General features: G+C 59.4%; 19 protein-coding genes. All 19 read left to right on the forward strand.

The genetic code is table 11. The features are described from left to right. Positions 1-74: 74 nt before the first annotated feature. The 19 genes from ACP15L_RS16430 (at position 75) to ACP15L_RS16520 (ending at position 13631) form a co-directional block, all read left to right on the forward strand. A complete protein-coding gene (locus ACP15L_RS16430) occupies positions 75-926 on the forward strand; it encodes a hydroxymethylglutaryl-CoA lyase (protein ID WP_425085013.1) in 852 nt (283 codons plus the stop codon). A 1-nt stretch (position 927) separates the two neighbouring features. Then, on the forward strand, positions 928-1716 hold the full coding sequence (locus ACP15L_RS16435) for a crotonase/enoyl-CoA hydratase family protein (RefSeq protein WP_425085014.1): 789 nt from the start codon (positions 928-930) through the stop codon (positions 1714-1716). Between the two features lie 186 nt (positions 1717-1902). Then, positions 1903-2268 carry an NADH-quinone oxidoreductase subunit A gene (locus ACP15L_RS16440; protein ID WP_425085015.1) on the forward strand — a complete coding sequence of 122 codons (366 nt, stop codon included), beginning with the start codon at positions 1903-1905 and terminating at the stop codon, positions 2266-2268. Beyond that, positions 2259-2792, forward strand: a complete 534-nt coding sequence (locus ACP15L_RS16445) for a NuoB/complex I 20 kDa subunit family protein (RefSeq protein ID WP_037307875.1) — start codon at positions 2259-2261, stop codon at positions 2790-2792. Before ACP15L_RS16440 ends, ACP15L_RS16445 begins: the two co-directional genes overlap by 10 nt. Positions 2793-2804: 12 nt before the next feature. Further along, the gene (locus ACP15L_RS16450) at positions 2805-3407 is read left to right on the forward strand and encodes an NADH-quinone oxidoreductase subunit C (protein WP_170660701.1); all 603 of its coding nucleotides are present in this window, start codon (positions 2805-2807) and stop codon (positions 3405-3407) included. A gap of 3 nt (positions 3408-3410) precedes the next feature. Then, entirely contained in the window at positions 3411-3584 is a 174-nt protein-coding gene (locus ACP15L_RS16455) for a hypothetical protein (protein WP_170461080.1), read from the forward strand. 1 nt (position 3585) lies between these two features. Next, on the forward strand, positions 3586-3708 hold the full coding sequence (locus ACP15L_RS16460; RefSeq protein WP_419738290.1) for a hypothetical protein: 123 nt from the start codon (positions 3586-3588) through the stop codon (positions 3706-3708). Next, positions 3708-4931, forward strand: coding sequence for an NADH-quinone oxidoreductase subunit D (locus tag ACP15L_RS16465; RefSeq protein ID WP_170375130.1), 1224 nt, complete (start codon positions 3708-3710; stop codon positions 4929-4931). The genes ACP15L_RS16460 and ACP15L_RS16465 overlap by 1 nt, the downstream gene beginning before the upstream one ends. Next, positions 4931-6037, forward strand: a complete 1107-nt coding sequence (gene nuoE, locus ACP15L_RS16470) for an NADH-quinone oxidoreductase subunit NuoE (protein ID WP_425085016.1) — start codon at positions 4931-4933, stop codon at positions 6035-6037. Before ACP15L_RS16465 ends, nuoE begins: the two co-directional genes overlap by 1 nt. Positions 6038-6064: 27 nt before the next feature. Continuing rightward, a complete protein-coding gene (locus tag ACP15L_RS16475; RefSeq protein ID WP_170467891.1) occupies positions 6065-6286 on the forward strand; it encodes a DUF5337 domain-containing protein in 222 nt (73 codons plus the stop codon). Between the two features lie 12 nt (positions 6287-6298). Then, entirely contained in the window at positions 6299-7597 is a 1299-nt protein-coding gene (nuoF, locus tag ACP15L_RS16480; RefSeq protein ID WP_425085017.1) for an NADH-quinone oxidoreductase subunit NuoF, read from the forward strand. Further along, positions 7594-8100, forward strand: a complete 507-nt coding sequence (locus ACP15L_RS16485) for a DUF3291 domain-containing protein (protein WP_425085018.1) — start codon at positions 7594-7596, stop codon at positions 8098-8100. Before nuoF ends, ACP15L_RS16485 begins: the two co-directional genes overlap by 4 nt. Positions 8101-8180: 80 nt before the next feature. After that, positions 8181-8525, forward strand: coding sequence for a hypothetical protein (locus ACP15L_RS16490; protein WP_425085019.1), 345 nt, complete (start codon positions 8181-8183; stop codon positions 8523-8525). Between the two features lie 98 nt (positions 8526-8623). Beyond that, positions 8624-9028, forward strand: coding sequence for a DUF5333 domain-containing protein (locus ACP15L_RS16495; protein ID WP_425085020.1), 405 nt, complete (start codon positions 8624-8626; stop codon positions 9026-9028). Between the two features lie 2 nt (positions 9029-9030). Further along, positions 9031-11046 (forward strand): NADH-quinone oxidoreductase subunit NuoG, encoded by a 2016-nt coding sequence (nuoG, locus tag ACP15L_RS16500; protein ID WP_425085021.1) that lies wholly within the window; start codon positions 9031-9033, stop codon positions 11044-11046. Between the two features lie 45 nt (positions 11047-11091). Next, positions 11092-12129, forward strand: a complete 1038-nt coding sequence (nuoH, locus tag ACP15L_RS16505) for an NADH-quinone oxidoreductase subunit NuoH (protein ID WP_425085022.1) — start codon at positions 11092-11094, stop codon at positions 12127-12129. Position 12130: 1 nt separating this feature from the next. Continuing rightward, on the forward strand, positions 12131-12625 hold the full coding sequence (nuoI, locus tag ACP15L_RS16510) for an NADH-quinone oxidoreductase subunit NuoI (RefSeq protein ID WP_039524264.1): 495 nt from the start codon (positions 12131-12133) through the stop codon (positions 12623-12625). Next, a complete protein-coding gene (locus tag ACP15L_RS16515; protein WP_170400322.1) occupies positions 12622-13032 on the forward strand; it encodes a carboxymuconolactone decarboxylase family protein in 411 nt (136 codons plus the stop codon). The genes nuoI and ACP15L_RS16515 overlap by 4 nt, the downstream gene beginning before the upstream one ends. After that, complete coding sequence (locus ACP15L_RS16520; protein ID WP_425085023.1) at positions 13029-13631, forward strand: NADH-quinone oxidoreductase subunit J; 603 nt, start codon at positions 13029-13031, stop codon at positions 13629-13631. The genes ACP15L_RS16515 and ACP15L_RS16520 overlap by 4 nt, the downstream gene beginning before the upstream one ends. The last annotated feature ends 1 nt before the right edge of the window (position 13632 follow it).

Here is a 13632-nt window from a genome sequence, read left to right on the forward strand (position 1 = left end):
TCGGGCCGTGCATTGCGTGGCACAGTCAGACCATCCGTATGTAAAACGAAAAGAAGCCGGGAAGGGATGCGCTGATGAAAGAACGGGTCGAGATATTCGAGGTCGGGCCAAGGGACGGGCTTCAGAACGAAAAGCGCGAGATTCCGGTGACCGAAAAGGTGGCGCTGGTCGATTGCCTGAGCCGCGCGGGGTTCAATCGAATTGAGGTGGCCAGTTTCGTATCTCCCAAATGGGTGCCGCAAATGGCAGGAAGCGGCGCGGTTCTGGCTGGGATCAAACGGGCCGAGGACGTGCGCTATGCGGCGTTGACGCCGAACATGCGCGGCTATGAAGACGCGTTGGCGGCCAAAGCGGATGAGATCGCAGTGTTTGCATCAGCGTCCGAGGGGTTCTCGAAAGCCAACATCAACGCGACCATCGCGGACTCCATTGAACGGTTTGCGCCGATCCTTGAGGCCGCGCGTCATATCGACCTGCCGGTCCGGGGCTATGTCTCATGCGTGACCGATTGCCCCTATGACGGTCCAACTCCGCCCGAAAAAGTGGCTGAGGTCGCGGACGCTCTGTTCGCGCATGGGTGCTATGAGATTTCGCTGGGCGACACGATCGGGCAGGGAACCCCGGACAAGATTGCGCATATGCTGCTGGCGGTGCGCGACAGGGTGCCCGTTACACGGCTTGCGGGCCATTTCCACAACACCAACGGGCGAGCGATGGACAATATTGATGCCTCGCTGGCGCTGGGCGTGCGGGTGTTTGACGCTGCGGTCGGGGGGTTGGGGGGATGCCCCTATGCACCCGGCGCAGCTGGCAATGTCGCGACTGAGGCCGTCGCCGCCCATCTGGAGCGGCTGGGATATGAGACCGGTCTGGACGCAGCAGTTTTGGACGAAGCCGCGCAGATGGCGCAGGCAATGAGAGGCTGACATGTTTGAAACGATTGCGGTCGTCACAGATGACCGGGGTGTTGCGACGCTGACTCTGTCGCGCGCCGAAAAGCACAATGCCATGTCGGCGCTGATGATCAGCGAATTAACTCAGGCGGCGGAGCAGCTGGGGCGCGATGAGGCGGTGCGCGTTGTTGTGCTGACCGGCTCTGGCAAGAGTTTCTGCGCCGGGGGCGATCTGGGGTGGATGCGCGATCAGATGGCTGCGGATGCCGAGACCCGATTCACCGAGGCGCGCAAGCTGGCGGAAATGCTGAAGGCGCTGAACGAGATGCCCAAACCTTTGATTGGTGCATTGCAAGGCAACGCGTTTGGCGGTGGCGTCGGGCTGGCTTCGGTCTGCGACGTGGCACTTGGCGTTGACACCCTGAAAATGGGCCTGACTGAGACCCGGCTGGGCCTGATCCCAGCGACGATTGGGCCTTACGTGATCGCGCGGATGGGTGAGGCGCGCGCGCGGCGTGTTTTCATGTCCGCGCGTCTGTTCGATGCAGCCGAGGCGGTGGCGCTTGGCCTGTTGGCAAAAGCGGTGCCAGCCGATCAACTGATGCGCGCTGTCGAGGATGAAATCACCCCCTACCTGTCCTGCGCGCCGGGGGCTGTGGCGTCAGCCAAGGCCTTGGTTCAAAACCTCGGTCCGCGTCTTGACGACAGTGTGATCGACCATACCATCCAAGCGTTGGTCGCCCGATGGGAGACGCCTGAAGCACGCGAAGGCATCGAAGCTTTCTTTGAAAAACGTAACCCCAAGTGGAACAACAAAGATTAACTTGGGGCGTCTATTGTCCGCTGAGGCGAAATCGGGGTGATTCCCGAAGGTCTGTCAAGGGGATGAATGACGTGGTGCGCGCTTGTGTTCGGTTGACCCTCTGACCGCGTGGGGCTAGAGAAAGTCGAGTCAACACGCCAATTGACGGCGCCCTCCGAAAGGGGACGCGCAGGAAAGGAGCTAGACGTGGAAGACCTGCTGCGGGAGTATCTCCCTGTTCTGGTGTTTCTGGCCGTAGCCATCGGCCTGGGAATTGTCCTGATTCTGGCAGCTGTCGTTCTGGCAGTTCGCAACCCCGATCCCGAAAAAGTCAGCGCCTATGAATGCGGCTTCAACGCGTTTGATGACGCTCGGATGAAGTTCGATGTGCGCTTCTATCTGGTTTCGATCCTTTTCATCATTTTCGACCTCGAGATTGCGTTCCTGTTCCCATGGGCCGTGGGCTTTAAGGACATCAGCGATGTAGGGTTCTGGTCGATGATGGTCTTCTTGGGCGTTTTGACCATCGGCTTTGCCTATGAATGGAAGAAGGGGGCCTTGGAATGGGAGTGATGACGGGTGCAAATACCGCTGGCGTCGACAAAGAAGTCGCCACCCAGGCCCTCAATGCCGAGCTGCAGGACAAAGGCTTCCTGCTGACCTCGACCGAAGACATTATCAATTGGGCGCGGACCGGGTCTTTGCATTGGATGACCTTTGGTCTGGCCTGCTGCGCAGTTGAGATGATGCACACTTCGATGCCGCGCTATGACGCGGAACGGTTTGGCATCGCGCCGCGTGCCTCGCCGCGCCAGTCCGATGTGATGATTGTGGCTGGTACACTGACCAATAAGATGGCTCCGGCGCTGCGCAAGGTCTATGACCAGATGCCCGAGCCGCGCTATGTGATCTCGATGGGGTCCTGCGCGAATGGCGGTGGCTACTACCACTACTCCTATTCCGTCGTACGTGGCTGTGACCGTATCGTTCCGGTAGACATTTATGTCCCCGGTTGTCCTCCGACGGCTGAGGCGCTGCTATACGGTCTGATGCAGCTGCAACGCAAAATCCGCCGTACCGGCACGATCGTGCGCTAAAGGAGAGGGCGGATGAGCGAAGCACTCAAAGAACTCGGTACGCATCTGGAGCTGAAACGGTCCGACTGTGTGTTGTCCTGGGATGTCACGCATGGTGAGCTGAATGTGGATGTGGCGCTATCAAACCTTGTGGAGTTCATCGAATTCCTCAAAAGCGACCGCTCCTGCCAGTTCTCGACTCTGGTCGATATTACAGGCGTGGATTACCCCGAACGGGCCAAGCGGTTCGACGTGGTTTATCACTTCCTGTCGATGTACCAGAACCAACGTATTCGTTTGCGGGTCTCCATCCGCGAAGAAGACATGGTGCCCTCGATCGTCGATACGCATCCCTCGGCCAACTGGTTCGAGCGAGAGGTATTCGACATGTTCGGCATCCTGTTCTCGGGCCATCCGGACCTGCGGCGTATCCTGACCGACTACGGGTTCCGCGGCTATCCGCTGCGCAAGGATTTCCCGACCACCGGCTACACCGAGGTTCGCTATGACGAGGCGCAGAAACGCGTGGTCTATGAACCCGTCAGCCTCGTGCAGGAATACCGTCAGTTTGATTTCATGTCCCCATGGGAAGGTGCCAACTACATTCTTCCGGGGGATGAAAAACAGGAGTCGTAAGCCATGGAATTCCTGATCTGGATCGCGTTCACGATCGCCACGATCATCCCGATGCTGAAACTGCTGCCGCATTTCGGGATCGAGAAGTTCTGGGCGTTTGCATGTGTCATCCCGATTGGAACGCTGATCCTACTGTGGATCATGGCCATGAAGCTGCAAGAGATGGAGCGTCGCTGAGATGCTGGGGGAACTGATCATTTTGGGCGCTCTTGGGGTGCTGCTTGCCGGCGCCGCGGCCAAGGCGGCTGAGGCCGAGAAGGTCCGGGTGCGCGCGGACGCGAAGAAAAAGCGGGGGCGGTGATGGACGGCTCAAGATATGATGACGGCAGCACGGACGCGCTGAGCGGCGAACAGAAGATCCGCAATTTCAACATCAACTTCGGACCGCAACACCCTGCCGCGCATGGCGTTTTGCGTTTGGTGCTTGAGCTGGACGGAGAAATCGTAGAGCGCTGCGATCCGCATATCGGTCTGCTGCACCGTGGCACCGAAAAGCTGATGGAAAGCCGGACGTATCTGCAGAACCTGCCGTATTTCGACCGTCTGGATTACGTGGCGCCGATGAATCAGGAGCACGCCTGGTGTCTGGCGATTGAGAAATTGACTGGGGTTGAAGTACCGCGCCGTGGCTCGTTGATCCGGGTGCTGTATTCCGAGATCGGTCGCATCCTGAACCATCTGCTGAACGTGACCACGCAAGCGATGGATGTGGGCGCTCTGACCCCGCCGCTGTGGGGTTTTGAGGAACGCGAAAAGCTGATGGTGTTCTATGAGCGCGCCTGTGGTGCCCGCCTGCACGCCGCCTATTTCCGCCCCGGTGGTGTGCACCAAGACCTGCCGCCCGAGCTGCTGGACGATATCGAGGCGTGGAGCCACGAATTCCCCGCCGTCCTCGACGACATTGACGGGTTGTTGACCGAAAACCGCATCTTCAAACAGCGCAACGCCGATATTGGCGTTGTGACCGAGGATGACATTCAGAAATACGGTTTCTCGGGCGTGATGGTCCGTGGCTCGGGCCTTGCATGGGACCTGCGCCGCGCGCAGCCCTACGAATGCTACGACGAGTTCGAGTTCCAGATCCCCGTCGGCAAGAATGGCGACTGCTACGACCGTTATCTCTGCCGCATGGAAGAGATGCGCCAGTCGCTGCTGATCATCCGTCAAGCCATCGCAAAAATCCGGGAATGCCCGGGCGATGTTTTGGCGCGCGGTAAGATCACCCCGCCGAAACGCTCGGACATGAAGACTTCGATGGAAAGCCTGATCCATCACTTCAAGCTTTACACCGAAGGCTTCCACGTCCCCGCAGGCGAAGTCTACGCCGCCGTCGAGGCCCCCAAGGGCGAGTTCGGCGTCTATCTAGTTGCCGACGGCACCAACAAACCCTACCGCGCCAAACTCCGCGCACCGGGTTTCCTGCATCTGCAAGCCATGGATCACGTCGCCAAAGGCCACCAACTGGCTGACGTCGCCGCCATTATCGGCACCATGGACGTCGTATTTGGAGAGATTGACCGCTAATGCTCCGCCGTCTTCACCCCGAACAACCCGAAAGCTTTGCGTTCACCGCCGCCAACCAGCAATGGGCCGAAGCGCAGATCACCAAATACCCTGAGGGTCGCCAAGCCAGTGCGGTGATCCCTCTGCTGTGGCGCGCGCAGGAACAGGAGGGATGGCTGTCCCGCCCGGCAATTGAATCCGTCGCCGACATGCTGGGCATGGCCTATATTCGCGTGCTCGAGGTCGCCTCGTTCTACTTCATGTTCCAACTGCAGCCGGTCGGCTCGGTGGCGCATATTCAGGTGTGTGGAACGACTTCGTGCATGATTTGCGGGGCCGAGGATCTGATTGCGGTCTGCAAGGAAAAGATCGCCGCCAAGCCACATGAGCTATCCGCCGATGGCAAGCTGAGCTGGGAAGAGGTGGAATGCCTTGGGTCCTGTACGAATGCTCCGATGGCGCAGATCGGCAAGGATTACTACGAAGACCTGACCGCCGAGAGTTTTGGCAAGATCATAGACAATCTGGCGGCGGGGAAGGTGCCTACGCCCGGCCCTCAAAACGGGCGATATGCGGCAGAGCCTTTGAAAGGCCTCAGCAGCCTGACCGAACATGAGGCTGGAAAGCCGGAACACAATGCCAGCGTGGCCTTAGCGGCAGAGCTTGGCGATACGGTCAAGCGGATCGACGGGACCGAGGTTCCGATCCTCACACCTTGGCTGGGCAAAGACGGCAAGCAGGCCGGAGCCTCGGCGGCGGCGAAACCGCCGAAAGCGCCTGAGCCACCGAAACCAGCCGTGAAACAGGCCGCTGAGGCCAAGGCGAAAGAAGTCGAGGAAGATAAACCCCGAACGCTGACCGAGGCGCGTGGGGGCCTGCCGGACGATCTCAAGATGCTCAAAGGCGTGGGGCCGAAACTGGAAGAGACGCTGAACGAGCTGGGCTTTTTCCACTATGATCAGATCGCAGCCTGGACGCCCGAGCACGTGGCCTGGGTGGATGCGCGCCTGAAGTTCAAGGGCCGGATCGAACGCGATGGCTGGATTGAACAAGCGGCCAAGCTGGCTGTTGGGGATCAGACCGAATTCGCCAAACGTGCCAAGGAAGACGGCACTTACGAAGACTAAACGCCCCTGCAAGGGCTCAAGGACGAGATGGATAAGGACAAAGAGCAAGCCATAGCCCGCAAGGGCCGACATATAGGCATCGTCATCGCCGTGACGATGGTGGTTTGGCTTGGCATGACTTTGTTCATCGGCCCCGCGATTGGAATGCCGGGGCGCTATGCGCTGCTATTTGATTTCGCTGCTTTGGCCGGCTTCATCTATGCAGGCGTCAACATTTTTCAACTCTGGCGCATGCGTCAGGACAGCTGAGGGTAACACGCGATGCTGAGGGATCAGGACCGGATCTTTACCAACATCTACGGGATGCACGAGCGTACTCTGCGCGGCGCGCAAGCCCGAGGTCATTGGGATGGCACCGCTGGCCTGATCGAAAAGGGCCGGGATTGGATCATCCAGACGATGAAAGACTCGGGCCTGCGTGGGCGCGGTGGCGCAGGCTTCCCAACCGGTCTGAAATGGTCGTTCATGCCCAAGGAAAGCGATGGCCGCCCGTCTTATCTGGTTGTGAATGCGGATGAATCCGAGCCGGGTACCTGCAAAGACCGTGAGATAATGCGCCACGATCCGCATACGCTGATCGAAGGCTGCCTGATTGCCTCTTTCGCGATGAATGCGCATACCTGCTACATCTACCTGCGCGGCGAATACATCCGCGAACGCGAGGCGCTACAGGCCGCGATTGATGAGGCCTATGACGCCGGGCTATTGGGTAAGAACGCGGCCGGCTCGGGATGGGATTTCGACATCTTCCTGCATCACGGCGCGGGCGCTTACATCTGCGGTGAAGAAACCGCGCTGATCGAAAGCCTTGAGGGCAAGAAGGGTATGCCGCGCATGAAGCCACCATTCCCGGCTGGCGCGGGCCTCTATGGCTGCCCGACCACGGTGAACAACGTTGAGTCAATCGCGGTTGTACCGACCATCCTGCGCCGGGGCGCGGATTGGTTCGCGGGCTTTGGTCGTCAGAACAACGCCGGCACCAAGCTGTTTGCGATCTCGGGCCATGTGAACAACCCCTGCGTCGTCGAAGAGGCGATGTCGATCCCGTTCGAACAACTGATCGAAACCCATTGCGGCGGAATTCGCGGCGGCTGGGGCAACCTGCTCGCGGTCATTCCAGGTGGATCGTCCGTTCCGTGCGTGCGCGGTGAAAGCATGCGCGATGCGATCATGGATTTCGACTATCTGCGCGGTGAACTGGGCTCGGGTCTTGGCACGGCGGCGGTGATCGTGATGGATAAGTCCACCGACATCATAAAAGCGATCTGGCGTCTGTCGAAGTTCTACAAGCATGAAAGCTGCGGGCAGTGCACACCCTGCCGCGAAGGCACCGGCTGGATGATGCGCGTGATGGACCGCCTTGTGCGCGGTGAGGCTGAGCTGGAAGAGATCGACATGCTGTTTGACGTCACAAAACAGGTCGAAGGCCACACGATCTGCGCCTTGGGCGATGCCGCGGCCTGGCCGATCCAGGGCCTGATCCGCAACTTCCGCGAAGAGATCGAGGACCGCATCAAGGCTCAGAAATCAGGCCGCATGGGGGCGATGGCAGCGGAATGATCAGGCAGCCCGACGGATATCATCTGGCCGAACTGAATATTGGCCGCCTGCTGGCCCCGACGGATGACCCTCGGGTGGCTGAGTTCATGGCCAATCTCGACAAGGTCAATGGCTTGGGCAAGCGGATGCCGGGCTTTGTTTGGATGATGGAAGGCTCGGGCGAGCCGGGAACCGGGAACACGGAAAACGCGATTGGGGACGATCCTCAATTTGTCGCCAACCTGACCGTCTGGGAAGATGTCGCGAGCCTTGAGACATTTGTCTGGGGCACCATACACAAACAGTTTTACGACCGTCGTCAGGACTGGTTTGAACTGCTGGGGGATCAGCATTTCGTTATGTGGTGGGTGCCCGCGGGGCACCAGCCGGATCTGGATGAAGCCATGGCGCGGCTGGAGCGTCTGCGCCAGGAAGGTCCAAGTGAACACGCCTTTGGATGGGCGGATTTGAAACAAGCAAGCAAGTGGCGCGACAATCGTTGCGCTCAGGTCGCAGCGGAGTGAGCGGGATGACACACCATTCTGATCGCGCTCGCAGCCGCCCAGATGCCAGCCGTCTGACAGGAATATACAAAGTGAAGAAAATGAAATTCTCAACCTTGGCTGGCCTTGCGGGACTTGCGTTGATCTCGGCCTGTACCGGCACCTCGTCCAAGGACCGTGTGCTGTTTGACGGGCAGTTTTTCCGCGCCAAGGCCAAGTCGGTAGACAAACGCAACACCCCGACGGAGTTCACTGTAGTCGTGAACAATGTGTCAGCCTCGCTTGACGGCGCGCGTGAGGCGGGCCGGTTCGAAGGCACCAAATTCTGCATCCAGAACTTCGGCTCGTCGCGCATTGTTTGGAAGGTTGGTCCGGATACAGAACCGCAGAACCTGCGCATCAGCGACGACAAACTGACTTTTGCGGGAACCTGCCAAAGACCATGAGGCTATTTTCTGCATATCACGGCAGGGCCAGCGGTCTGTTATTGCATAGCAGACAGGGCGACACCCATCTTGGTCGATCCAAGATGAAAGGACCTGTGATGTCTTATGCGAAAACACTTGCCATTGGTCTTGCGCTGATGATCCCTGCGGTCGCCGAGGCCAAGCCGCCTCTGCGTGAAGTGAAACAGATCGACAATGAGCTGTATTACATTGCGGTCGCGAAAGAGATTTCGGACTATTGCCCCTCGATCAGCGGGCGGAAGCTGAAAGCGATCAACGTGATGTGGGGGCTGCGGTCCGAGGCGAACAGCCTTGGCTACTCGGACCAAGAGATCCGGGCCTATGTCGAATCCGACGCTGAAAAAGACCGGATGCGCGCCAAGGGCGAGGCTTATCTTGCCGCCAACGGCGTGACCTACGAAAACCCGAATTCCTTCTGCACATTAGGGCGGAAAGAAATCGACAGAAACAGCGCCATCGGCGTTTATTTGAGGGCGAACTGACGATGTCTGACCTCCGCAAGATCAATATCGACGGGCAGGAAATCGAAGTCGATGGTGCCATGACCCTGATCCAGGCCTGTGAAGAGGCCGGGGTCGAGGTGCCGCGCTTCTGCTATCACGAACGTCTGTCGATTGCGGGGAACTGCCGGATGTGTCTGGTTGAGGTCGTGGGCGGCCCTCCGAAACCTGCGGCCTCTTGCGCGATGCAGGTACGCGACCTGCGTCCGGGGCCTGAAGGGCAGCCGCCTCAGGTCAAGACGAACTCACCCATGGTCAAGAAGGCCCGCGAAGGGGTGATGGAGTTTTTGCTGATCAACCATCCTCTGGATTGCCCGATCTGCGATCAGGGGGGGGAGTGCGACCTGCAAGATCAGGCGATGGCCTATGGTGTTTCGGGCTCGCGCTTTAAGGAAGCCAAGCGTGCCGTTGACGATCTGGATCTGGGGCCGTTGGTTGGCACCGCGATGACCCGCTGCATCAGCTGTACGCGCTGCGTGCGCTTCACGACCGAGGTCGCCGGCATCACCCAGATGGGTCAAACTGGTCGGGGAGAGGACGCTGAGATCACCTCATACCTCAACCAGACGCTGCATTCGAACCTGCAGGGTAACATCATTGATTTGTGCCCCGTGGGGGCGCTGACCTCGAAACCCTATGCCTTCACCGCGCGCCCGTGGGAATTGACCAAGACCGAGAGCATTGACGTGATGGATGCTTTGGGCTCGAACATCCGCGTGGACACCAAAGGACGTGAAGTGATGCGGTTCCTGCCGCGCAACCATGATGGCGTGAACGAGGAATGGATCAGCGACAAGACCCGGTTCGTCTGGGACGGGCTGCGCCGTCAGCGCTTGGACCGTCCTTACGTGCGCGAAAACGGCAAGCTGCGCCCGGCCTCGTGGCCTGAGGCGCTGACCAAAGCTGCCGAAGCTTTGAAAGGGGCCGAAAAACTGACGGGTCTCGTCGGTGATCTGGCGCCGGTTGAGGCGATCTTTGCGCTGAAGCAGATGATCGAAGGGCAGGGCGGCGTTGTCGAATGCCGCACGGACGGGGCCAAGCTGCCTGCGGGCAACCGTGGGGCCTATGCCGGGACCGCCGCGATCGAAGATATCGACATGGCCGAGCGTATTCTGCTGATCGGCACCAACCCGCGCGATGAGGCTCCGGTTCTGAACGCGCGTATCCGCAAGGCTTGGGCGCATGGGGCCGAGGTTGCTCTGGTCGGTCCGGCGGCCGATCTGACCTATGAATACCACCACATGGGCGATGACCGTGCCGCGTTGCAAAAGGTTGTCGACATGGGCGGCGATGATGAGATCAAAGCAAAACGCTCTTTGGTCATTGTCGGTCAGGGCGCGCTGCAAGAGGCCGATGGCGCCGCTGTTCTGGCCGCCGCGCAAGCCATTGCAAGCAATACCGAAAGTGGGCTGATCATCTTGCATACCGCTGCCGCGCGCGTGGGCGCGATGGATGTGGATGCCACCAACGCGGGCGGTATGGACGCGATCAGCGCGGCTGATGTGATCTATAACCTCGGCGCGGATGAGGTCGAGATCGGAGACGGCGCATTCGTCATCTATCAAGGCAGCCATGGGGACCGTGGCGCGCACCGCGCTGATGTGATCCTGCCCTCCGCCGCCTATACCGAGGAAAACGGGTTGTTCGTGAACACCGAAGGCCGCCCTCAGCTGGCCATGCGTGCGGGTTTCGCGCCGGGTGAGGCCAAGGAGAATTGGGCTATCCTGCGTGCGCTTTCTGCCGAGTTGGAGGCGACGTTGCCCTTCGATTCCTTGGCGCAATTGCGGACCGCGTTGATCGAGGCGGTACCGCATCTGGCGCGTATCGACGAGGTGATCGAGAACGAGGTGCAGCCGCTTGAGGCTGGTTCACTGGGCAAGGCGAGTTTCCGCAATGCGGTCAAGGATTTCTACCTGACCAACCCGATCGCACGCGCCTCACAACTGATGGCCGAGCTGTCAGCGCAGGCGAAAAACACAGACAGGATGGCCGCAGAATGATCCGTCCCGCAGAGATATCCCCGACGACCCACGGTGTGAGGACCAATGGCTGATTTCTTAAACACACCGGGCGGCATCGCCCTGATCATCCTGGCGCAGGTGCTTGCCGTTGTGGCCTTTGTGATGATCTCGCTGTTGTTCCTTGTCTATGGTGACCGCAAGATCTGGGCCGCCGTCCAGATGCGTCGAGGTCCCAATGTGGTAGGGGCCTATGGCTTGCTGCAATCGGTGGCCGACGCGCTGAAATATGTGGTCAAAGAGGTGGTCATCCCGGCAGGTGCGGACCGCACCGTGTTTATCCTCGCGCCGTTGACCTCTTTCGTGCTGGCGATGATCGCCTGGGCTGTTATCCCGTTCAACGACGGCTGGGTGCTGTCGGATATCAACGTCGCTATTTTATACGTCTTCGCCGTATCCTCGTTGGAGGTTTATGGCGTGATTATGGGCGGTTGGGCGTCGAACTCAAAGTATCCGTTTCTTGGCTCGCTGCGGTCTGCGGCGCAAATGATTTCTTACGAAGTGTCTATCGGCCTGATCATCATTGGTATCATCATTTCAACAGGATCGATGAATTTCGGAGACATCGTGCGTGCGCAGGATGGCTCGTTCGGCTTCTTCAGCTGGTACTGGCTGCCGCATTTCCCGATGGTCTTCCTGTTCTTCATCTCGGCGCTAGCGGAAACCAATCGTCCACCGTTTGACCTGCCCGAGGCGGAGTCGGAACTGGTCGCAGGCTATCAGGTCGAATACTCGGCCACGCCCTTCCTTCTGTTCATGGCGGGCGAATACATCGCCATCTTCCTGATGTGCGCCCTGACCACGCTGCTGTTCTTCGGCGGCTGGCTGTCGCCGATCCCGGGCCTGCCCGACGGTGTGCTATGGATGGTCGCGAAGATGGCGTTCTTCTTCTTCCTCTTCGCGATGGTCAAGGCGATCACACCCCGCTACCGCTATGACCAGCTGATGCGTCTGGGCTGGAAAGTGTTCCTGCCGTTCTCATTGGCTTGGGTGGTTTTTGTGGCCTTTGCGGCGAAATTTGACTGGTTCTGGGGCGCGTTTGCGCGTTGGAGCGTAGGAGGCTGATATGACTCAAATCGACTACACCCGCGCTGCCAAGTACTTCCTGCTGCAAGACTTCTGGGTCGGCATGAAGCTGGGGCTGAAATACTTCTTCGCGCCCAAGGCCACCGTGAACTATCCGCACGAAAAGGGTCCTCTCAGCCCGCGTTTCCGGGGTGAGCACGCGCTGCGCCGCTACCCGAACGGTGAAGAACGCTGCATCGCCTGCAAACTGTGCGAGGCGATTTGCCCGGCGCAAGCCATAACCATTGACGCCGAACCGCGCGAGGACGGCAGCCGTCGCACCACGCGCTACGACATCGACATGACCAAATGCATCTATTGCGGTTTCTGCCAAGAGGCTTGCCCGGTCGATGCCATTGTCGAAGGCCCGAATTTCGAATTCGCGACTGAGACCCGCGAAGAGCTGTTCTACGACAAGGAAAAACTGCTGGATAACGGCGAACGCTGGGAAGCTGAGATTGCTCGTAACCTCGAAATGGACGCGCCGTACAGATGAGTGACACGCCGACAAATCCGTTTGAGCTGATGATGAAGCAAGCTCAGGACATGGCCAAGGCGATGAACCCGGCGATGGAGAATTTCTCGCCCAAAGGGTTTGAGGCGCTGTGGCCGACCATGCCGAAAGAGGTCATGGAGATGATGTTCGGCAATACCGTCAATAAGGACGGGCTGGATGCCAAGACGCGCCTGCTGCTGACGCTGGCCGGGCTGACCTGTCAGGGTGCGCAGGCGGACTCGGCGGTACGCCAGACTGTGCGCCATGCTTTGGAAGCGGGCGCCAAGAAACAAGAGATCGTGGAAACGATCGGTCAGATGTCGGTCTTTGCCGGCATCCCGGCCATGACCCGCGCGCTGGATCTGGCGCAAGAGGTGATGGGCGATAACGAGGATGAGGATCAATGACCGTCTTTGCCTTCTATCTGTTTGCCATCAGTGCCATCACCGGCGGGCTGTTCACTGTGATCAGCCGTCAGCCGGTGCACTCGGTGCTGTGGCTGATCCTGTCCTTCTTGTCCTCGGCTGGGCTGTTCGTGCTGTTAGGGGCTGAGTTCGTGGCGATGCTGCTGATCATCGTCTACGTGGGCGCGGTCGCGGTGCTGTTCCTGTTCGTGGTTATGATGCTGGACGTGGACTTTGCCGAACTCAAGGCCGAGATGGCGCGCTATATGCCGCTGGCCCTGCTGATCGGTCTGGTCATCCTGATGCAGTTTGTCATGGCGTTCGGAGCGTGGGACAGCGCGCAAGGCGTTGAAGCCAATCTGGCGCAACCGGTTCCGAGCGACCGCCACAACACCGAAGCGCTGGGTGTCATCCTTTACGATCAATACTTCCTTCTGTTCCAACTGGCGGGCTTGATCCTGCTGGTGGCGATGATCGGCGCCATCGTGCTGACTTTGCGCCACCGTCAGGACATCAAGCGTCAGGACATCGTCGGCCAGATGATGCGCGACCCGGCCAAGGCGATGGAGTTGAAGGACGTGAAACCGGGGCAGGGACTTTAAG

It is taken from the genome of Ruegeria profundi, assembly GCF_049800715.1.
GTDB classification, from domain to species: Bacteria; Pseudomonadota; Alphaproteobacteria; order Rhodobacterales; family Rhodobacteraceae; genus Ruegeria; species Ruegeria profundi_A.